Origin of the sequence: Leptospira gomenensis (assembly GCF_004770155.1) — a bacterium.
Lineage (GTDB): Bacteria > Spirochaetota > Leptospiria > Leptospirales > Leptospiraceae > Leptospira > Leptospira gomenensis.
In genome coordinates this window covers 1-18,689 of sequence record NZ_RQFA01000034.1, presented here as the reverse complement: position 1 = coordinate 18,689, position 18,689 = coordinate 1, and the positions used below count along the sequence as shown (strand labels likewise).

19 protein-coding genes and 1 other RNA gene are annotated in these 18,689 nt (G+C 45.1%); 11 read left to right on the top strand and 9 right to left on the bottom strand.

Annotated features, from left to right (window positions below; genetic code table 11):
- Nucleotides 1-2 precede the first annotated feature (2 nt).
- Both hpf and EHQ17_RS08185 read right to left on the bottom strand, forming a co-directional pair.
- Entirely contained in the window at nucleotides 3-290 is a 288-nt protein-coding gene (hpf, locus tag EHQ17_RS08195; protein WP_135594944.1) for a ribosome hibernation-promoting factor, HPF/YfiA family, read from the bottom strand.
- A gap of 190 nt (nucleotides 291-480) precedes the next feature.
- Nucleotides 481-927 carry a tetratricopeptide repeat protein gene (locus EHQ17_RS08185; protein ID WP_135594945.1) on the bottom strand — a complete coding sequence of 149 codons (447 nt, stop codon included), beginning with the start codon at nucleotides 925-927 and terminating at the stop codon, nucleotides 481-483.
- 126 nt (nucleotides 928-1,053) lie between these two features.
- Here EHQ17_RS08185 and rnpB point away from each other — a divergent pair.
- Both rnpB and EHQ17_RS08175 read left to right on the top strand, forming a co-directional pair.
- Nucleotides 1,054-1,449: RNase P RNA component class A (rnpB, locus tag EHQ17_RS08180), an RNA gene on the top strand.
- 102 nt (nucleotides 1,450-1,551) lie between these two features.
- Complete coding sequence (locus EHQ17_RS08175; RefSeq protein WP_135594947.1) at nucleotides 1,552-1,995, top strand: acyl-CoA thioesterase; 444 nt, start codon at nucleotides 1,552-1,554, stop codon at nucleotides 1,993-1,995.
- Nucleotides 1,996-2,106: 111 nt separating this feature from the next.
- Here the strand turns inward: EHQ17_RS08175 and EHQ17_RS08170 are convergent, their stop codons facing one another.
- Nucleotides 2,107-2,550 (bottom strand): DoxX family protein, encoded by a 444-nt coding sequence (locus EHQ17_RS08170; protein ID WP_135594949.1) that lies wholly within the window; start codon nucleotides 2,548-2,550, stop codon nucleotides 2,107-2,109.
- A 519-nt stretch (nucleotides 2,551-3,069) separates the two neighbouring features.
- Between EHQ17_RS08170 and EHQ17_RS08160 the strand changes: the two genes are divergently transcribed.
- On the top strand, nucleotides 3,070-4,428 hold the full coding sequence (locus tag EHQ17_RS08160) for a peptidase C69 family protein (protein WP_135594951.1): 1,359 nt from the start codon (nucleotides 3,070-3,072) through the stop codon (nucleotides 4,426-4,428).
- Here the strand turns inward: EHQ17_RS08160 and EHQ17_RS08155 are convergent.
- Complete coding sequence (locus EHQ17_RS08155; RefSeq protein WP_135594953.1) at nucleotides 4,415-5,134, bottom strand: TerC family protein; 720 nt, start codon at nucleotides 5,132-5,134, stop codon at nucleotides 4,415-4,417. The two genes, EHQ17_RS08160 and EHQ17_RS08155, sit on opposite strands and share 14 nt — an antisense overlap.
- A 78-nt stretch (nucleotides 5,135-5,212) precedes the next feature.
- Here EHQ17_RS08155 and EHQ17_RS08150 point away from each other — a divergent pair, with 78 nt between their 5' ends.
- On the top strand, nucleotides 5,213-5,776 hold the full coding sequence (locus EHQ17_RS08150) for a SelL-related redox protein (protein WP_135594956.1): 564 nt from the start codon (nucleotides 5,213-5,215) through the stop codon (nucleotides 5,774-5,776).
- A 139-nt stretch (nucleotides 5,777-5,915) separates the two neighbouring features.
- Here EHQ17_RS08150 and EHQ17_RS08145 read toward each other — a convergent pair whose 3' ends face one another.
- Nucleotides 5,916-6,353, bottom strand: a complete 438-nt coding sequence (locus EHQ17_RS08145) for a universal stress protein (protein ID WP_135594958.1) — start codon at nucleotides 6,351-6,353, stop codon at nucleotides 5,916-5,918.
- 157 nt (nucleotides 6,354-6,510) lie between these two features.
- On the opposite strand from EHQ17_RS08145, the gene EHQ17_RS08140 reads away from it, so the two are divergent.
- Entirely contained in the window at nucleotides 6,511-7,356 is an 846-nt protein-coding gene (locus tag EHQ17_RS08140; RefSeq protein WP_210412873.1) for a sigma-70 family RNA polymerase sigma factor, read from the top strand.
- Between the two features lie 208 nt (nucleotides 7,357-7,564).
- Nucleotides 7,565-9,367 (top strand): methyl-accepting chemotaxis protein, encoded by a 1,803-nt coding sequence (locus EHQ17_RS08135; protein WP_135594960.1) that lies wholly within the window; start codon nucleotides 7,565-7,567, stop codon nucleotides 9,365-9,367.
- A 6-nt stretch (nucleotides 9,368-9,373) separates the two neighbouring features.
- Here the strand turns inward: EHQ17_RS08135 and EHQ17_RS08130 are convergent, their stop codons facing one another.
- Both EHQ17_RS08130 and EHQ17_RS08125 read right to left on the bottom strand, forming a co-directional pair.
- Nucleotides 9,374-10,843 carry a M20 family peptidase gene (locus tag EHQ17_RS08130; RefSeq protein ID WP_167881136.1) on the bottom strand — a complete coding sequence of 490 codons (1,470 nt, stop codon included), beginning with the start codon at nucleotides 10,841-10,843 and terminating at the stop codon, nucleotides 9,374-9,376.
- Between the two features lie 2 nt (nucleotides 10,844-10,845).
- Nucleotides 10,846-12,306 (bottom strand): amidohydrolase family protein, encoded by a 1,461-nt coding sequence (locus EHQ17_RS08125; protein ID WP_167881135.1) that lies wholly within the window; start codon nucleotides 12,304-12,306, stop codon nucleotides 10,846-10,848.
- A gap of 119 nt (nucleotides 12,307-12,425) precedes the next feature.
- On the opposite strand from EHQ17_RS08125, the gene EHQ17_RS08120 reads away from it, so the two are divergent.
- Nucleotides 12,426-13,076, top strand: a complete 651-nt coding sequence (locus EHQ17_RS08120; RefSeq protein ID WP_135594966.1) for a TetR/AcrR family transcriptional regulator — start codon at nucleotides 12,426-12,428, stop codon at nucleotides 13,074-13,076.
- 5 nt (nucleotides 13,077-13,081) lie between these two features.
- Here the strand turns inward: EHQ17_RS08120 and EHQ17_RS08115 are convergent, their stop codons facing one another.
- Nucleotides 13,082-13,438 carry a hypothetical protein gene (locus tag EHQ17_RS08115; protein WP_135594968.1) on the bottom strand — a complete coding sequence of 119 codons (357 nt, stop codon included), beginning with the start codon at nucleotides 13,436-13,438 and terminating at the stop codon, nucleotides 13,082-13,084.
- Nucleotides 13,439-13,758: 320 nt separating this feature from the next.
- On the opposite strand from EHQ17_RS08115, the gene EHQ17_RS08110 reads away from it, so the two are divergent.
- Nucleotides 13,759-14,214, top strand: coding sequence for an acyl-CoA thioesterase (locus EHQ17_RS08110; protein WP_135594970.1), 456 nt, complete (start codon nucleotides 13,759-13,761; stop codon nucleotides 14,212-14,214).
- A gap of 95 nt (nucleotides 14,215-14,309) precedes the next feature.
- On the opposite strand, the gene EHQ17_RS08105 is transcribed toward EHQ17_RS08110, so the two are convergent.
- On the bottom strand, nucleotides 14,310-15,290 hold the full coding sequence (locus tag EHQ17_RS08105; protein WP_135594972.1) for a patatin-like phospholipase family protein: 981 nt from the start codon (nucleotides 15,288-15,290) through the stop codon (nucleotides 14,310-14,312).
- A 232-nt stretch (nucleotides 15,291-15,522) separates the two neighbouring features.
- Here EHQ17_RS08105 and EHQ17_RS08100 point away from each other — a divergent pair, with 232 nt between their 5' ends.
- The 3 genes from EHQ17_RS08100 to EHQ17_RS08090 all read left to right on the top strand — a co-directional run bounded on the left by EHQ17_RS08100 (nucleotide 15,523) and on the right by EHQ17_RS08090 (nucleotide 18,216).
- On the top strand, nucleotides 15,523-16,524 hold the full coding sequence (locus EHQ17_RS08100) for an LA_2444/LA_4059 family outer membrane protein (RefSeq protein ID WP_135594982.1): 1,002 nt from the start codon (nucleotides 15,523-15,525) through the stop codon (nucleotides 16,522-16,524).
- Between the two features lie 162 nt (nucleotides 16,525-16,686).
- Nucleotides 16,687-17,343 carry a leucine-rich repeat domain-containing protein gene (locus EHQ17_RS08095; protein ID WP_135736171.1) on the top strand — a complete coding sequence of 219 codons (657 nt, stop codon included), beginning with the start codon at nucleotides 16,687-16,689 and terminating at the stop codon, nucleotides 17,341-17,343.
- Between the two features lie 51 nt (nucleotides 17,344-17,394).
- Nucleotides 17,395-18,216, top strand: coding sequence for a leucine-rich repeat domain-containing protein (locus EHQ17_RS08090; RefSeq protein WP_135594976.1), 822 nt, complete (start codon nucleotides 17,395-17,397; stop codon nucleotides 18,214-18,216).
- Nucleotides 18,217-18,689: the final 473 nt, after the last annotated feature.

Here is an 18,689-nt window from a genome sequence, read left to right as displayed (position 1 = left end):
TTTCAATGGGTCGCTTTTTTGTCGTGATGTTTGCTGACTTGTTTTACGATTTTATCCTCCAATCCGTCGATACAAGCGTAGATATCTTTATGGGAGTTTTGCGCGTTGAATTTATTTCCGTCTCCGTGCAGGTTCAAATTCGCTGTGACCTCACCGTGAATCATTTCGAAGGAAATTTCGAACGATTGAATCGAGTGAAGGTATTTGGAAACGCGTTCTAGTTTGTTGTCTGCGTATTCTTCGGCTGCTTTCGAATGATCTACATTCTTCCAATTGTAATTTATTTTCATAGGCTGCTCCGAATTTTTTTTTCGCCGAATCGACATTGACGAAGAGGATGAAGTAGGCCGTCAGGATTCGGGAATTTCAGGTTAGTCTGAAAAGGGGAAGAGTCAAATCAAAAAAAATCCCGCCCTTGCGGGCGGGCCAAGTCAGTTAGAACTAGAGATGGGATGAATGAATGGGTTCCGATCGAGTTTCTTATTGCGCAGCTACGTTCTCCATGTGAATGGAGCAGGCTTCCTGATATTTCTTAAGGGCTTCTTCTTCGGCATTCAAAGCGGAATCGATGTCGCCGATTTTTTGATAGATGGAAATTACGTTTTTTATATTCTCCAGGGCCTGGCAGGATTTGCCTTGGCGAAATTCGGAGATGGATTTTAAATAAAGCACGAGAGCATATCCGGAGGAAACTTTTTCTCCCATTTTTTCGCGAACCGTCAAGGATTGATTGTAGAGTTGGATCGCGGAATCGTACTCTCTGACTTTTTGTTTCAGGCTTCCTAAGGCGCTCAGTTTGTTGGCCAGCTGGATTTCGTTCTCTGGTGTAAACTTATTCAGCTCTTCCTCTACTCTTTGAGCCTCTGGCATGGCGTAAAGTCCGGTAGAAATGCTTAAAAACAGAGCAACTGCAGCAAACTTGTTCATATTATCACCCCAAATCCTTTGTTCTGTTTAGATATATGCAAGTGGCGTGCCAAAAATTCTGGTTTCGATCGAGATTCGGTTCTTTTTTTTCTGGTTTTGTAGAGCGGGGTTGGCAAGATCGAAATTGCATTCCGCCGGATGACCGCGCCGCTTTTTGAAAACGAAAAGGGTGAGGAAAGTCCGGACACCAGGAAACACGGGACCGGGTAATTCCCGGAATTCTTCTCGGGAAAGAAATTTCTTTGTGAAGAAGATGGAAAGTGCAACAGAAAGTATACCGCCGTTCGGAGGATTCTCCGGTCGGTAAGGGTGAAACGGTGGGGTAAGAGCCCACCTCCGAATTCGAGAGGATTCGGGAACGGTAAACCCTCCCGGGTGCAATCTCAAGTAGGCAGTCTTTCGTCGTTTCCGCGGGGCTGCGGGTAGGGAGCAAGGACTCCGGTCGGCAACTTCCGGAGCAAGATAAATGGTCATCCATCTCTTCGGAGAGGACAGAATCCGGCTTATAGGCGGAATGCGTTGTCCTGATTTTGTTTGAGCAGTGAGGTTCCGCGTAGAATCGCTGCGCGATTATAGCGGAATGCGTCGTATATTATGATAATTTAATTCTTAAGGTTTGAAGTTATGGCAAAGCCGATCCGATATCCGTACAGTTATAATCAAAAAGTTTCTTGGGGAGATATGGACGCTTTCGGACATGTGAATCACGTCGTTTATGCGAAGTATTTCGAAAATGCGAGAGCCGATTATTTTACCGATCTCAAACTTTGGGAAAGTCCGGATCGACCTTCCGAAGGCGGACCGGTGATCACTCATATCGAGGTTGGTTATCGAAAGCAGGTGCGTTATCCGGAATCTCTGGCGATTACGATGCAGGTGGATTCCGTTTCATCCCGCTCTTTCAAAATTTCCTGTACGATGTGGAACGATTCGGATGAATGTGTTTCCACTGCTTCGGGGGAGTTTATTTGGTTTAACTTTGCTACTCAAAAACCGATGCTGGTTCCCGAGTCGTTTCGGAATTTATTCGCGAACAATAAGAACTTTTCGATCAATGGTCGGTTGTAACGGGGAATAAAGCGGCTACATTCCGAAAGGAATGTAGCCGCTTTGAAAGTCAGTTCGGTTCGACGTTCTTCCCCCGAACCTACTATTTTGGAAAACGAAGAAACGTTTTCTTCAGAGGGAAAAGATCAATTGATCCAGAGAATACGATCCTGCTCCGGTGATCGTCAATAATAGCGCGGCTCCGATCGCTAAAATGTGGAATTCGTAACCTTCTCCTTTTTGTGCTCCGTACCAGTTCATGAAAAATCCGTTCTCTTTATGGACAAGTAAAGCTGCACCTAACAGGATGATTGCGATGCTGACTGCCGTAAATCGTGTGAAAAGTCCTAAGATCAATGCTAAGGAACCGAACGATTCCCCGATAATCACCAAAAATGCGACTACCGCGGGCAATTTCATGGTCCCGGTAAAAAATCCCATCGTTCCCTTGAATCCATAACCTCCGAACCATCCGAAAAGTTTTTGTGCTCCATGAGGGAATATCACTAATCCCAAAACGACCCTGAGTATCAGGGAATTGAGGTCTCCGGTGTTCGCAAATAGCGTTTCAAACATTTTTTCTCCTTTTGATCCCGAGATCGACATTCGGGTCTCTTGCTTTATTATTAAATGGTTTAAATATGAAGTATTTGGTCAAGGGGTTTTTGCAAACGTTGGTGCGTTTTTTGTTTTTGTGAGAGGTTGGTCCGTGAGATCGGTGTGAGTTCCCACACCGGTTTGTAGTCACAACGGATTCTCCGTGGATCTGCGGTGTGTGTGAGTTCCCACACCGATTTGTAGTCACAACGAAATCTCCGTGGAACCGCGGTGTGTGTGAGTTCCCACACCGGTTTGTAGTCACAACGAAATCTCCGTGGAACCGCGGTGTGTGTGAGTTCCCACACCGATTTGTAGTCACAACGAAATCTCTGTGGAACCGCGGTGTGTGTGAGTTCCCACACCGGTTTGTAGTCACAACGAAATCTCTGTGGAACCGCGGTGTGTGTGAGTTCCCACGAATTCCCATCCTCAATCCCAGAACGAATCCGAAAAACGACTTGCTAAGAGGTTCTGAACGGGTTTTGTTTCCCGTGAATGTGTGATACTTTTTTAGCAACTTCCTCTTTTACCGGAAACGGATCTTTGATTTTCGGCAAAAATTCGGATCGAGAACCAAACGAGGCACAGGCCTTGCTTCGGGTGCCTTCTCGACCGAGAGAGACCGAAACGAAATGTACGTATATCAGCGTCCCCGGTGCGGAGAGAACGCAGGAAATACTTCTTTCCAAACCGTTCGAGATGTGGGGTGCGGAAATGGGGGCGAACGCGGCAGGGGTCGTCATCGGAAACGAGGCCGTGTTTACAAAAATTCCTTTCGAGAAAAAAAACACCGGATTGACCGGAATGGATTTACTACGTTTGGCTTTAGAAAGAGGCACGAACGCGGAAACCGCCCGCGAAATCATTCTCGAATTTTTGGAGCGTTTCGGCCCGGATGCCTGCGGAGGATATACCAATTCCTCCTTTTACTATCATAACAGTTTTCTGATCGCCGATGCAAAAAACGCGTATGTCCTTGAGACCGCGGGAAAATTTTGGGCTTGGAAACGGATCGAGGGCTTTTATTCGATCTCAAACGGACTTACTTTGGAAGATAATTACGACGCGATTCATCCGAAAGCGATCGACTTCGCTTATCAAAAAGGATGGGTTACTAAAGGAAAATCGTTCTCGTTTCGATCCGCATTTTCGGATTCCTTCTTTACGTTTTTCAGCAGGTGTAAGGTGCGAAGAAAAATCACCTCCGACTTAGGCGAGGAGCAACGGGGAGATTTCGGACCTCGAGAAGCGATGGAAATTCTCAGGCAGGAAGGAAAACCGGGGGATTCAAAACCGTTTTTTCCTTCCGGATCGAATATGGCATCGGTTTGTCTTCACGCGACCGGACCGATTACTCCTAACGGAACCACGGCTTCTTTCGTCGCCGAGTTGCGTCCTGAAGTTTCTAAAAATAGATTCTGGTTTACCGGGACTTCCATCCCTTCGATTTCGTTGTTTATTCCGGCCGGGTTTCCGGGAACTAGTTTTTTGGAAAAAAATTTCCAAACTCCGGGACCACATCTCGACGATTCACTTTGGTGGACTCACGAAAAATTCTACAGAGAAGTGCAGAGATTTTATCCGGAGGCAAAAAACGCGGTACATCGTAGGATCGTCGATTTGGAGAACGAGTGGTTTGAGGAATCGAATCACATCCTAAAAAAAGGGAACGATCCGAATACCTTGGACGCGTTGAGCGAAACCGCGCTGAAAAAAACACTTCAGGAATACCGTTTTTGGAACGCTTCTTTGTTAAACGAACTCAAAAGGAAGGATCCAAAACGGACCTTTGCGCCGTTTTACGGTTTACAATGGTCCGTTTGGAATTCAAGGGCAAAGGTCAACGTTTCTTAGAAATCGATTTTCTGATCCTCATGTTGATCAATTCCACCCCCAAGGAAAAAGCCATAGAAAAGTAGATGTATCCTTTCGGGATGTGGAAGTGAAGTCCGTCGGCGAACAACATCGCGCCGATCATGATCAAAAAGGAAAGTGCGAGGATTTTCATCGTCGGATGTTCGTTGATGAAATCGCTTACCGTTCCCGAAAAGATCAACATGACGATCATAGAAAGCACGACGGCGGTCACCATAACGTGGAAGTTGCCCGATAGACCGACCGCGGTCACGATCGAATCGACGGAGAAGATGATGTCCAACAGAATGAGTTGGACGATTACCCCCCAAAAAGAAATTTTTTTCTTGGACGAGCCGGAATGTCCGTCCTCGCCGCCTTCGATTTTTCCGTGAATCTCGCTCGTACTTTTGGCGATCAAAAACAAACCTCCCCCGAGCATGATCAGATCCCTACCGGTGACCGTGAATTCCAAGAGTGTGATCAACGGAGAAGTCAAGGACGCGATCCAACTCACCGCAAACAAAAGACCGATTCTAAATCCCAACGCCAGAACCAAACCCGTATTTCTAGCGGCGGTTTGTTTGTCTTTCGGTAGTTTTCCGGCGACGATCGAAAGAAAAACGATATTGTCGATGCCGAGAACTATTTCCATCAGAGTGAGGGTCAAAACTGCGACGATTTTATCGAAGGTGAAAAGTTCCATGGATTTGCAGTTAAATTTTCGAAAACCCAAAAATCAATCGATTTACAAGGGGAAGTAAGAGGGGCATACTGAGAAGGTATGGAATTTCTTCCCGAAAGATTTAAGACCGGAAAAATAACCGGCACGAAGTTGCGCGGGAACACGGTCTTGTCTTGTCTACCTTCCGGACTTTGTCTTCTCGTTTTTCTAAGACACGGAGGTTGTATCTTCAGTCGGGAAGCGGTTTCCGATCTTCGGGAAATTTCGGAGTCTTGTCTTTCGTTTCCTCCGGTACTGTTTTTTTTCCCGGGCTCGGAAACGGAAGCGGCCGCTTTGTTTTCGGGAATCTGGGACGACGCGTGTGTAGTCTTCGATCCGGAGGTTTCGTTTTACGAAGACATGGAACTTTCGACCGGAACGTTTTCCCAATTGATCGGTCCCGAGGTTTTCTTCGGAACTGCGCGGGCCGTTCTCAAAGGACATTTTTACGGAATTCCGGGAAGTAATTCTCTGAGAATGCCCGGAGTATTTTTGACGGTCCGCGACAGAATCGTTTGGGAACATCGATACAGACATATCGGAGATCATCCGGATTGGAAAAACATACCCGGGGTAACTTTGTTGACGAACGGGGAGTTCGTACCCGGAGTCCAGCCCGCCTAACAATGATTTGGTGAAATGCAGGGGATTTTCCGGTCTTACGATCCGCGCGGGACTTCACCGAACGTCCGTTTGTCGAGTTAGGTCGTAACGATCCTTTCAAATCGAATCGCGGGAAACGAGCGAAACGTAATACGGGACTTCACCGAACCACCGTCACGGAACAGGGGGAATGATGGACGATCCGATCGGAAACCGAACCCACCAAAAAACGACCGACCGCGGACAATCCCCTGGAACCGATCACGATCATATCATACTTTCCTTTCGCCGCGGTTTCCACGATCGTATCCGCGGGATATCCTTCCAAAACGAGACGATCCCATTTGATGGTATCGGGCGATTCGTCCAAAGGAGAATGGATCTTTTCGAATCGTTGTTCGGCGATCCACTTTACCCGATCCTTTCCTTCGGGGGCTTTCTCGTAGTAACCGGGCAAAGGGCCGAACTCTTCGATTACCTCCAAAATCGTAAGACTCGCGTTCGCCGCTTTTGCGATCGCGATCGCCATTTCTAAAGCCTTTTTGGAACTTTCGGAACCGTCCACAGGGACCAGTATTTTTTTGATGAATTTTTGCATGATGTTTCTCTCTGCAAAAAGTGTATCCCTTCGGAACCGATTTCCAATCAAAAAAACCGGAAATTTAGGTCTTAGAATCTTGATTTTAATCAAACGGATACTTTCGATAGCGCGAAAAAAATCGACAACTCGCCCTTTCATTTTTCCTTTCCGACTTATGAAAGAAAACGAAGAAAACGACATCACATTCAAAAAAACTTATTTAGAATACGAGCGGTCCGGAAACTGCGAATCCTTGCTCGTGCAGATCGAACTTCGTATCCGCAGAATATCCTCGTACAAATATCGATTGGACGAGGACGGAAGAGCCGAAGTCCTTCTTGCGTTCCTACAAAAGTTGGATAACTTCTCCAAGCTGAAGAAGGAACGTAACGTCGAAAATCTTCCCGCCTTCGCGAATACGTTCGTCGGCAATCTCATTCGCAACCAATGGAAAAAGGAAAACCGCTTTCTAAAAAAGGATTGTTTATCTTTGAACGTGGAACGGTTTCTCGATCCGAAATCGGAGGAAATTCATACCGAGGAAAGTTCTTTCTCCGAGCGTTTTTGGGAGGAGGTTTTCCGGAATTCCGATCCTCGGGCCGCGTTGATTTTTAAATTAAAACACAATCTTTATCTGAATCGAAGGGATCTTTTCCTTTTAAAAAGTATTCTTCTGGTTTCGGGAAATTCTCCGAAATCTTTCCTGGAACAGAGAAAACAAAAACGTTATCGGATTCGAAACCGGGAATTGACTCTTTGCGAGAAATTGGAACGTTCGCACCAGTTGTTATTCGGTCCACAAAAGGATGCTCGTCTTGTTTCCTCCAAAATAAAACGGAATTGGAGAAAGAAATTGTTAAAAGCAGATTCGATCTACACGTATCGGGAAATTTCGTTTTGGTTCGGTTGGAAGGATTCGGTGATCAAAAAATTGTATCGTCAAATGAGGAAACGAGTAAAAAACGTCTGGTCGGAGAACGAATCTTCGAACACGATAGCGGAACAAAAAGAGGCCGCCTGATCCGAATCGCAAATTGTGGGAATCTTTGTTTTCCTGTGTCAGAATCGGACTTTTTGTCAAAAGCCGCCCCGGATTTTTCCGATCCTTGGAACGTGTTTCCCGATACGGAAACGAAAGGAACCGGAAAAAAGTCCTCGTCGAATGAGAGAAAGTCCGTTTCAATTTTCTCCGCTTCGTGGTAGTAAAATCTTATTTGAAAGAGTTGTATATGAATCGATCGGAATCCCGTAAACTCAGATGGAAATTGACCGTCGGTCTGGAACTATTGACCGCGGTTCTTGCCGTTCCTTTGGCGGTGTTATTCATCATTACCGCGGGAGGTTACGACTTCGATCAATCGCTCGCGCTGATCATGGCGGCTTGTATTTCCCTTTTCTCGTCGTATGTGGTTCCTACGTTTCGATTTTATTACTTAGGTAAAATTCTGCGGGAGCTGGAGGACGATCTCTGGTTCGGTGCCAACTCGCAGGAAAAGTCCGCCGTCAAAACGAGAATTCTCAACTTCCCCGTCTATAACACCTTCTTCTACATCGTTCAGTGGAGCGGGGGAATTTTTTTCGCTTGGAGATTCATCCACCTCTTTTTTATTCCGACGACGCTCGAGTCGCTACCTTTCGCGTTTTTGCCGGGAATCATTTATCCTATATTAGGAGTTTCGCATTTCTTTCTCGCCGAATCGTCGTTTGTCGATGTCCTCGAATCCGATCGGTTGAAGGAGATACCGACCGATTCTTCTAAGGTGATCCGTATCGGAGTCGGTCTGCGAATTTTCAGCACCATAACCGCAATCGCGATCCTTCCCGTCGTGATCCTCGGATATCTGTTGTTCGAGGAGACTTCCGGCTGGATCAAATTGGGGGACGTGACGATTCCGCTCATTTTGACGCTCGTGTTTATGTTGATCGCGGTGGCAATCGCGTCTCGCCAGTTGTCGTCCACGATACGGAGGAATTCCGAAAATATGATCCGTATATTCGGGGACATGTCCGAAGGAAGTCTTACCCAGGTTTTGCCGATGGTTTCCAGCGACGAGTTGGGATCCAACAGCCGCGCCTTGAACGAATTTATTAAACGACTTCGTATTATCGTAAAAAGCGTGATACGCGAAGCGGAAAAACTTTCCGAAAGTTCCAAGTCGTTGTCCGAAAATACGAGAGAACTTTCCCGGAAGATGCAGGATCAGGCGGCTTCCACGGAACAGATGAGTTCCGGAGTGGAAGAGATCGCCGCTTCGATCCAATCCACCGCATCGAGAGCGGACGGACAGGCGGAGACCGCGCATAAGGCGAGGCGATCCCTGGAGGAACTGGAGGAGCGAATCCGCAAGGTGCACGCGGCTCTTTTGGATACGAAGACGGATGCGAACCGTATGAAAAGCGAAACCAAAAACGGAGAGGACGCGTTAGCCGGAACACAAAGGGCCATGGAAGCGATCGAAGAAAGTACCGCGAAAATGGGGGCAACCGTAAACGTGATCAAGGAAATCACGGATCGGATCGGGCTTTTGTCCTTGAACGCCGCGATCGAAGCGGCTCGGGCGGGGGAGGCGGGAAAAGGATTCGCGGTCGTTGCCCAGGAGATTTCCAAACTAGGGGAGCAGACTCAAGACAACGCGAAACGAATTACTGCGGCGATCGCCGAAGCGTTAGGCGCCACCAAAAGCGGAAGGGATGTGATCGAATCGACTCAGACAGTATTCAAGCGGATCGGAGATACTGCGGCGGTCACTTTGCATCGCGTCGGAGAAGTGGCGACTTTGTCGGATTCGCAGTTGGCCGCAAGCGAACAGGTCAAAACCGCGTTTCAGGAATTGTCCTCTTCTTCGGAGGAAATCCGAAATCATACGAAAGAACAGGCGGAGACCTCCGGGGAATTTTCTAAGACGATCTCCTCCATCTCCGAAACCACCGAATTTTTGAATCAGGTCGTATCCGAAATCGACGAACTGGCGGCGAGGTTGAACGGACAGGCGGCCAAACTCAAATCCGAAGTCGAATTCTTCAAAACCTGATCCGAATTATTGAATATTCAAATTTTTGAATATTTCCGCATAAAAACGTATCATCTCCTCGTAATTGGAGATTTTTATCCGTTCGTCGATTCCGTGAAACCGTTTTAGATCGTCCGTCGTTGCGCGAATCGGAAAAAACCGGTAAACATTGTCCGCGAGGGGAAAATAATGCATGGAATCGGTATAAGCGGCGACTAACGCGGGCGCGACGATCGCGTCCGGGATCACCCGAACGATCGAACGCCGAATCGTCTCGAAACCTTTGGAATCCGTAGCGGATACGGGGGAAGGATCGATGATCGTTTCCGGAACGATTAGACTCACCCTGTCGTCGTCGATGATTTCGGAGATTCTACGCAAAACGGAACGATGTGTGTCGCCTTGAAGAATCCGAATATTGACCACCGCCTCCGCACGGGCAGGAAGTACGTTGTCCTTAAATCCGCCCGAAATTTGTGTGATCGCGGTCGTGGTATGAAGTTGCGCGCGTGTGGAACTTTTACCGCTCAGTTTGCTTTCTAAAAACGGCCTAAATAGCCAAAGGTTGGAAAAAAGAAGTCGCGATACGAAATCCGATTCCGGCGCCAACCAACGAAACATGGATTCCGAAACCGGAGTTAAGGAATAAGGGAAGGGGGAACCTTCAAGTTTGTTCAACGCCGAAACAAGAACGCCGATCGCGGTGTTTTCGGGCGGCAGGGACGAGTGTCCGCCTTCCCGTAAGTTGACTACGAGACGCAGAGTGAGATAACCCTTGCCAGCAATGCCGACTAACGCGACCGGTTTTTCGATTCCAGGAATCATTCCTTCGGTTATAAGTTGTCCTTCGTCGAGAACGAATTCGAAATGTATATTCAATTTTCTGAATATTTCGGAGATGCTTTTAGCGCCGGACGTTCCGTAAACGAGTTCTTCGTCCGCACCGACGGCGATAAAAACGGTCCTTTTCGGACGGAATCCGCGTGCGAGAAGTATTTCAACCGATTCTAATATTGCGAAAAGACTCGCCTTGTCGTCCAAAACCCCTCTTCCCCAGATGAAACCTTCCTTGACTTCTCCGGAAAAAGGTGGAACGGACCAGGACGTTTCGGTCGAAGAATCCGCGTCCACAACGTCGGAATGTACGCTGAGAAGGATCGGGCGCAACGTTTCGTCGATACCTTTCCATTCGTAAAAAAAAGAAAAAGCGCCCGCTTTCGTACGTTTCAGTTTTGCGTTTAAAAGCGGATAATTCGTTTCTATGTGCCGATTGATGCCTTGGAACTGATCCGAATTCGAGTCTTTATCGGAAAACGAAGAGACCGTTTTAAAACGCACTGCTTTCGAAAGACGATTAACGGCGCCGTCTATCGGAACGGATTCTTTTTCTCCGGGTTCGACTTCCGTTTGTAGGGAAGGTTTGCGTATCACGTTGAATACGAATATACAGATTAGAACGCAAAAAAGAAGTATCGCCTTATAAATAATTTTTTTCACGGTTAGTTTTGAAATTCCTTCGTTTGTTTTTCTAAAACGATTTTTCCGAGCCAAAACGAAATCGTTTCATAGATCGGATTTTCGAAACGTCTTTTGTGTTCCTCTAGCAAAAGATCCAGATCCTTTTTGCGGTACAATCTGCCTTGGGCGACGACCGCGTACAATGAGGAAAGATTTTCCAAATTAGACACGGGATTTTTCCGGAACAATAAAAGATCGGGGGAAGTTCCCGGTCGAATCCGAAACGAATCGAAGTTCTTCAAAGACTCATGTGCCTTGATCGTGGCGAGATTCCATACTTCTTCGGAAGGAATACCAGCTTTCTGGAAGAGTTTCATTTCGCGTTGTAGGGAATCTCCCGGAACTACGAAAGGCTGTTGCGTGTCTGAACCTAAACGAAGTTCCGCTCCCGCCTGAAACAATTTATATACCAAACGCATCTTCTTCCGCAGAGCCTTTTCGACGTTTTCCCTCAAATACGCCGGATCCAAATTTCGATACGCGGGAATTCCGTGTATCGGATTCCATACGATTTCGCGGAAAAAACGAGGCATAAATAAAACGGAAGGTTGGAGGAGCGCGGAATCGTAATCGAGAAAGGAAAGTAATCGTTCGGAAGCGACTAACGTAGGAGTGTTTGCGATACGATTGAGTTTAGAAAAAATCACGATGTCGTTTAACAATTTTTCGTCCACGTTCTCCCAATCGGAACCTCTGTGGACCACCGTGTTTTTTTCGATTGAGTCGGGTCTTGGAACTCCGAAAAAATGTTGAACGTCAGGAATCGAGGCTTCTTCGTAGGTGAGTCCGAAAGGAACGTGCCCGAGTACCGTTAGATTCCGTTCCTGCGCGGATTTTACCAAAGCCCGGATCATCGGTACGGTCAGGTTTTCGTAGGATTTGATACAATCAGCTCCTTTCGCTTCCAGGGTTCGGACGGCTTGAGCGGCTTGTTCCGGGGATTCGACGACGATTGAATTTTTCCATCTCGGAATTCCGGCGGTGACGAAGGCATCACAGGAAAAAATTTTCGGACCGAAAAAAAGATTCTTAGAAATTCCGTCCTTAGCGTAAGGAACGGAAGTTCCGTCTATATCGCCCGCCACTCTCAGAACTGTGACTCCGTGGCTCAAATAGAGGAGGGAAAAATAAGGAATCAGATCGAGTAGATTATTAGGAGGTAAATGGGCGTGCATATCCGCTAACCCCGGCGTTGCGGTCATATTCGAAAATTCTGAATTCGTCGAACTACTGGAATCCGATACTTCCGCGATTTTAGAATTTTCAAACCGAAGATCCAATCTGTCGAATCTGTTTGTCTTAGGATCGAAAACAAGAATACCTTTCAACACAAAGTCCGTGTCGGGCTTCGAAGTGGGCGCCGGCGTTCGAAACGTTAAAGAAAGAGTCAAACCCACCAAGGCCAAAATGGATGTTATAAAATACAAAAGGATACGTTTCAAATTCACCTTCTTTAAAAATGAGGAATACTCATTTTTATAAGTTTTAATAATGAGCATTCCTCATTTTTTGTCAAGAATGATTTTGTTGAAGGTTTCGGAAAAGATAAAACGATGACTTTATGGAAGAGGAAACAGTTTTAGGTCTGAGGACCAATCCGATTCAAAAGCGGGCACGGGAAAAACGGGAGATCATTCTGAATTCGGCCAAGAAGCTCATTCTTAAAAAAGGCCCGGATAAATTCACGTTACAGGAGATCGCGGAAGACATCGATTCTCCGATCGGTACGATTTATCGTTATTATTCGGGAAAACCGGCGATTTTGCGCGCCATCGCTCAGATTCATCTGGATCTATTACGATCCGAGTTGAAAGTTCAATTGACGGATCTCGGTAAAAGCGGTTCGGAGGAGGTTCGTTTTTACAGGATCGTACGCAAAATCCTGAATCTATTCGAAAAATTCTATGAAGCCGATCCGGCGTTCCAAACCGTATGGAGCGGATCCCAGGCCTATCCTTCGTTGAGGGAATTGGATTTGGATGACACCAGAAAAAACGCGGAGATCGTCGCGGACGCTCTGGAATGTTTCGTTCCCAGGATGCAGAGAACAAAACTCGCTACTTTGTGTGTTTTACTTTGTGACTCGATCGGTAGCGCGCTTCGTATGACTTCGATGATGGATGAGAAAGAAAAAAAAAGGATTTTGTCCCAGTTGCGAGCAATGATCACCAATCACCTTTATTGGGCCAGAAAAAGTTTCGGACCCAGGTGAGTTTATCATATTTCCATGTTAGGCGTTTTGAAAAGGACGTTGAGTCCTCCTATGATCGATCCGAACAATAAACTTGCAACGACCAAAGGCAATAAGTGTTGGTAGTTTTCCGGGATTACGACTAACGTAATATACCAAGGAAGATTCATCAGTTCCGTCAGAAGGATCGAAGAGAAAAATTTTGGAACTCCGATTTCGGCGATGCTAACGATCGCTCCGCAAGAAAACCAGAACAACATCGACTGAATGAGAACGAACACTCCCGCGTCGGGATCGGCCACCCCTATCAAAATTCCTTCCAGAGCGGCTACAATCGAGCCTATGATCGCAGCGTTCCTGATTCGAATTAGACGTATACCCATATAAAAGCTCCTTTTTCATTTATGGTTTCGTTCGGGTTTGCGCGGTAAAATCGAATTTCGTCGATATAGAATTTTAAAATAATCGAATATACTCTCCTTTTAAAATCCCGGTCAGAATCGGTCATATATTGCGGTCGAATTCGTTTCCGGAAAAAAACAGCGCCGGAATTTTTGTGGAATGAAAATTATTATATAGGGAATGAAAATTTATTTTCGGGGAATGTAATATGAAAGGAGGACCGAATCGCGAGCAAGGCGGCCTTTCGATGTTGGTTGTAGTTAAGGAAAAAAAAGAAGATCCCTAAGTAAGGAGCGATCTCATGCAGAACTTGAATTCGAATTCGAACGTAGAATCAAAATTATATCAAACCCAGGAATACTTTACCGAAGTCCGCTGGCAGGAAATCGACCAGAACAAACACGTCAATAATATCGTTTTTTTGGGTTATTTCGACGAAGCGAGATTTCGGGCGATGGTTCAATCCGGAGTGGATATGAACCGTTTGCTTAAGGAGTTCGGAGTCAGTCCAGTCGTCACAAGAATCGAATTGGATTATAAGAGCGAGCTGACATATCCCGAAAAGATACGAATCGATTCTACGATACGGATCGAAGGAAAGATCAAAGCCTTTCACGATCAATATGCGTATCGCCTTTCCGACGGAAAACTCGTCGCCGTCTGCGTTGCACATTGGTTTTTTTTGGATATCAATAAACGGAAGCCCGTTCCTTTTTCTCAGATCGGCATCGAACCGGCTCCGGCCTCATTGAATTAGAAATATCTAATTTAGTTTTCTTTTAACTTCTTCGTCGCTGATTCCGCCGGGTTCCATTGCGACCCGGGGAGATGTCTAAGGCGAAACTTACGAAATCAGAGTATTTTCCAACCCTTGTCCTTGAGTTTGGTTTTGAAATGAGAAAATTCGTCCTTGATCGAGGTGACGGCCTTGAATCCGGCTTCGATTCCTCGATTGATGGAACGAGTCAATTTTTCGGCGCTCGTTGTCACCATTGAAAGCTCCTGGTGAGACGGGGATATGACCTTGATCCTTACGTCTTTCGGGGGATGTTTCAGAATTTGAACGGCGCGATTGTACATCGTATGATGCACTTTGGTAATCATATGTTCGAGTTTTTTATCGGTGGGATAAGCGAGCCATCCCGAAAATTTGGAAACGGGATCAGAAAATTCGTTATGATTCGTATTTAATACGACGGTGATGTCCTTGTATCCCGCTTCGATTACTTTTTCTACGGGGATCGGATCGGCGATTCCGCCGTCGCCGTAAAATTGGTCGTTTAATTTCCATTTGCCTCTCGTAGCGATCGGAAGTGATGTCGCCGCTTTCAAAAGATGTAATGCGTTCGAAGCGGATGCCTTGATGTATTCCGCTTGGAGTTTGGCGAGATTGGTGACGGCTACGTAAAGAGGAGGGCTTTCTTTTCTATCAAAATTCTCCGAAGGAAGCCTGTATTTTTCTCCGAACAAAAAATCAATTAGATATTCCTGATCCAAGACGGTTTTACCCTTGAACGGATGAAGGAAGGAAATAAATTTATTCCCGATCAATTCTTTCTTCCAGATATCCAGGATTCGGATCGACTCTTCGTAACTTTGTTCGTAACCGGTCGCGTAATACGCCGCCGAACAAGAACCGGAGGAAACCCCCACGATAAGATCGAAATGAGTAGACGGAATGTATTGATGTAGTGCCGCGAGAACTCCTCCCGCAAACGAGCCTTTCATTCCCCCGCCCGCAACGATTAAGGCGGTGGATTTCTTACCGGGTTTCGGCAAGAGATGATTTTCACCCGGAGCGCCCGGTTTTCCGGGAGTAAAATATGAGCTCATGGTTTCAGGATTTTTTTCGACTATGAATTCATCAACCGCGAATAACGTTTGAATTTTCTTTTCATCAAAAAAATAGAATGTGATTTCTTTCCGAAAAAAGTTATAATATGGCGAATTCGACGAAATCAGTACGGATAGAATGATAGTTCGGAGTGTCGGTTATAAAATGGGAAGAATTAGAGCGGAAGGTTTTCAGAGGGAAGACGGGAGAGAGTCGTTTCTACTTGTGTTTATGGGAAACGAGAAACGACAGAACAGGATCCGATTCTGGGGGATTTTGACAGGACTTGCCCTTATCTTCCTATCAAATTCGATCCAGGCAGAACAAGAATCGGAAAATCGGGAGAACGGTCTTAATAAGCGAAACTTCGAGCTACTTCTCAAGCGGCAGACGTATCAATGGACTCCGTACGATTACACCTCTTATACGGAACGTCCTTGGACAGAGACCTCGATGAAAACGGATTCCGTCAAACAGAATCAAAAAGTCATCGTTCCGTTCGTCTTTCGATACGATCACCCTGAAAGAAAATTCAGGATCGAAATTTCCGCATATGAAATCGAATTAGCCAACGCGAATACGATCGTAACTCAATCGGGGACTGCGGGTTACGAAACGAGAAGGCAATATTTTAATCCTATGATCCGCTCCGAGGCGGAATTCAATCTGTTTCGAATCGTAGAGGCGACGGAAAGTTGGAAATTATTTTTCGGTTTAGGAATTCGGAATATTAATAAATACAAATACGGATATTTTCTTCGAGAAGGCGCTTATCAGGAGTATTTTTACACCTACGGGCCGCAGGCGGTGTTTCGAGGCGATTATAGGATCTCGGAACGGTTTTTTTTGAGTTTTGCACTCGATCTTTTTTACACCCAAGGAAACCGTTTTTACAAACCGACAACGACGACCTTCGATTCGATCGTGGTCTCCAGCGGAAGTTCGGGAGTTCGGGGAATTTATCGTGGAAGTGAAATCGACGTTTCCGTCGCTTATCAAATATCGGAAGCCCTTAAATTCTACTTGGGTTATAGTTATATCGATTCCTATTTTAGTTATTACGGGTTCAATCAAACCGATCTGAGTTTTGGGAATTCTCAGAATTCTCCGTTTCAAACAGAAACGAACGAAGTTTCTCGAATCGACAATATATTACGAATTTCTCATCCGATACGCTCCGGAAATTTCGATCGTTTGCACGGCTTGTATTTGGGGCTTTCGGTGAATTTTTGAAAGAGGTATTATCTTAATCCGGAGCTCGTCGCAAGATTTAGGTTCTCTCGCCTAAAATCCTTTCTTTGGATTTTGATCCGGCCGAGGTTATTTTTCCTATTCCTGAAAATTCAAATTATAGGGTGAAAGGCAGATAACGTTTTTTTTGTTTATCATGCTTTTATGAAACTTCGTTTAACTTTGATTCGTTTAACAGAAATCGCAACGTTCTTTTTTATTTTCAATTGTGGTTTCATGGAAAGGTCGGAAGACACAGAATCGGAATATACAAGTTTAAGGTCGGCTTTGAAAAAGCCGTCCGAGGTTCGGGTTTTGGATTTGAGTTTGCAAGAATTAAAAGTTCTTCCGGAGGAAATCGGACAGCTCGTGAATTTACAAGCGCTTCAATTGAATGCGAACGATCTTATTATTCTTCCTAAAGGGATCGAACGGCTCAAGAAATTAAAAGTTTTAAACTTGAGCAACAATCAGTTTGCCGATTTTCCGCAAGGAATCGCAAAGTTGCGGAATCTCGAACAACTGGAATTGAATTCGAATCGATTCACAACGCTTCCCGAGGAAATTGCACAACTTCAAAAGTTGGAACGACTGGAGTTGGATTCCAATCAATTAGCCGCGTTTCCGATCGAAATCGGACATCTCAATAATTTAAGATGGTTGAATTCTCGCAGAAATAAACTCACAAAACTTCCGGAAGAAATCGGACGGCTCGTGAATTTACAAAATTTGAATTTGGATTATAACAACTTTTCATACGAAGAAAGAGAGAAAATTCGCAAACTTCTTCCCAACTGTGAAATCGATTTTGGAAGGGAATGAGTTTTTTACCCTAATCTTCTCGGCTTAACAAGCTGACCGGGAGAATCTAAAATGAAAGTTGCGTGTTCATTTCGATGGAAGTATACTTTGTCGATTCTTTTGTTTTACGTTACCGATTTGTTCTCGCAGGCGGTGTATTCCGATTTAAATCGCGCGCTTAAAAATCCGCTGGATGTGTTTCGATTGGATTTAAGTTCCCAAGGGATCGCGGTTCTTCCGAAAGAAGTCGAGCGGATGCGGAATTTGGAAAAAATAAATTTAGAAAACAATAAACTTCTCACTCTTCCGAAAGAAATAGGGAGTTTACAGAATTTAAGGGAACTACGTTTGGAAGGGAATCTACGATTCAAAACGTTTCCGCGCGAAATCGGGCAACTCAAAAATCTCAAGGAGTTGTATGTAAGTTCCGAAGAGGTCGGGGATATGATCGAACAAATAAGCCCGCTTCAAGATTTAGAATCGTTACGTTTGCGAAATACGCGGATCAATCCGTTCGAATTCGCGGAGACCATTTTATGTATATTAGGAATTTGTACTCATATCGAAATTCCATATCTTAGCTCGGAAAAAATACCGAACACGATCGGGGGATTGAAAAATTTACGAACCCTGGATATCGAAGGATATTCGTTTCAAACGCTCCCGAAAGAAATAAGCGGATTAAAAGAGCTTAAAAAGATGAGAATTACACAAACGAATCTGGTCTCTTTGCCTTCGGAAATCTCGCGCTTGGAAAAGTTGGAGGAGATCGATTTGAGTTTTAACGCACTGGAAACGCTGCCAAAAAGCATCGGCGATTTGAAAAATTTAAAAACATTAGATTTATCGTTTAATAAATTGACCAGGCTCTCGGTCGAATTGAGGCCTTTGTAGAATCTGAAAGAATTGAATTCGTATCACAATCCGATTTCCTACGAGGAAAAAAGAATCATCGCGACTTCGCTTCCTAAGTGTAGAATTTTGTTCGAATAAAAAAACTTTGATCGGAACGTATGATTCGTTTTCAGGGACTCGCTCTCGTCGCGGATATTATTTGAGCGTGAAAACGAAAATCGATTTTCGCATAAAAAGGAAATGATGAAAGGAATACGATTTTATCTGTATTCCATTTTTATAATATATTGTTTGTCATTTAATTATTTCCTCTCTTTTTATTTTCAAGAAAGAATTGAGGCCCTATATCCTTTCGGATTTGCGGTTCCGTTGATTAAAAACGAGAATTTTTGCCCGAAATCCCTGTTTAAAAAATTCAAAAACGCGTATAAATTCTTACATTTTTTCTAAAAATGGTTTGACCGTCTGGGTGACGTAATTAATTTGGATCATGCGCCGCAGAGGACGCCCTG

What these genes read in the sequence shown, in the direction of transcription:
- hpf (WP_135594944.1), bottom strand. Translation starts at nt 290, where the DNA reads ATGAAAATAAATTACAATTGGAAGAATGTAGATCATTCGAAAGCAGCC.
- EHQ17_RS08185 (WP_135594945.1), bottom strand. Translation starts at nt 927, where the DNA reads ATGAACAAGTTTGCTGCAGTTGCTCTGTTTTTAAGCATTTCTACCGGA.
- EHQ17_RS08175 (WP_135594947.1), top strand. Translation starts at nt 1,552, where the DNA reads ATGGCAAAGCCGATCCGATATCCGTACAGTTATAATCAAAAAGTTTCT.
- EHQ17_RS08170 (WP_135594949.1), bottom strand. Translation starts at nt 2,550, where the DNA reads ATGTTTGAAACGCTATTTGCGAACACCGGAGACCTCAATTCCCTGATA.
- EHQ17_RS08160 (WP_135594951.1), top strand. Translation starts at nt 3,070, where the DNA reads ATGTGTGATACTTTTTTAGCAACTTCCTCTTTTACCGGAAACGGATCT.
- EHQ17_RS08155 (WP_135594953.1), bottom strand. Translation starts at nt 5,134, where the DNA reads ATGGAACTTTTCACCTTCGATAAAATCGTCGCAGTTTTGACCCTCACT.
- EHQ17_RS08150 (WP_135594956.1), top strand. Translation starts at nt 5,213, where the DNA reads ATGGAATTTCTTCCCGAAAGATTTAAGACCGGAAAAATAACCGGCACG.
- EHQ17_RS08145 (WP_135594958.1), bottom strand. Translation starts at nt 6,353, where the DNA reads ATGCAAAAATTCATCAAAAAAATACTGGTCCCTGTGGACGGTTCCGAA.
- EHQ17_RS08140 (WP_210412873.1), top strand. Translation starts at nt 6,511, where the DNA reads ATGAAAGAAAACGAAGAAAACGACATCACATTCAAAAAAACTTATTTA.
- EHQ17_RS08135 (WP_135594960.1), top strand. Translation starts at nt 7,565, where the DNA reads ATGAATCGATCGGAATCCCGTAAACTCAGATGGAAATTGACCGTCGGT.
- EHQ17_RS08120 (WP_135594966.1), top strand. Translation starts at nt 12,426, where the DNA reads ATGGAAGAGGAAACAGTTTTAGGTCTGAGGACCAATCCGATTCAAAAG.
- EHQ17_RS08115 (WP_135594968.1), bottom strand. Translation starts at nt 13,438, where the DNA reads ATGGGTATACGTCTAATTCGAATCAGGAACGCTGCGATCATAGGCTCG.
- EHQ17_RS08110 (WP_135594970.1), top strand. Translation starts at nt 13,759, where the DNA reads ATGCAGAACTTGAATTCGAATTCGAACGTAGAATCAAAATTATATCAA.
- EHQ17_RS08105 (WP_135594972.1), bottom strand. Translation starts at nt 15,290, where the DNA reads ATGAGCTCATATTTTACTCCCGGAAAACCGGGCGCTCCGGGTGAAAAT.
- EHQ17_RS08100 (WP_135594982.1), top strand. Translation starts at nt 15,523, where the DNA reads ATGGGAAACGAGAAACGACAGAACAGGATCCGATTCTGGGGGATTTTG.
- EHQ17_RS08095 (WP_135736171.1), top strand. Translation starts at nt 16,687, where the DNA reads ATGAAACTTCGTTTAACTTTGATTCGTTTAACAGAAATCGCAACGTTC.
- EHQ17_RS08090 (WP_135594976.1), top strand. Translation starts at nt 17,395, where the DNA reads ATGAAAGTTGCGTGTTCATTTCGATGGAAGTATACTTTGTCGATTCTT.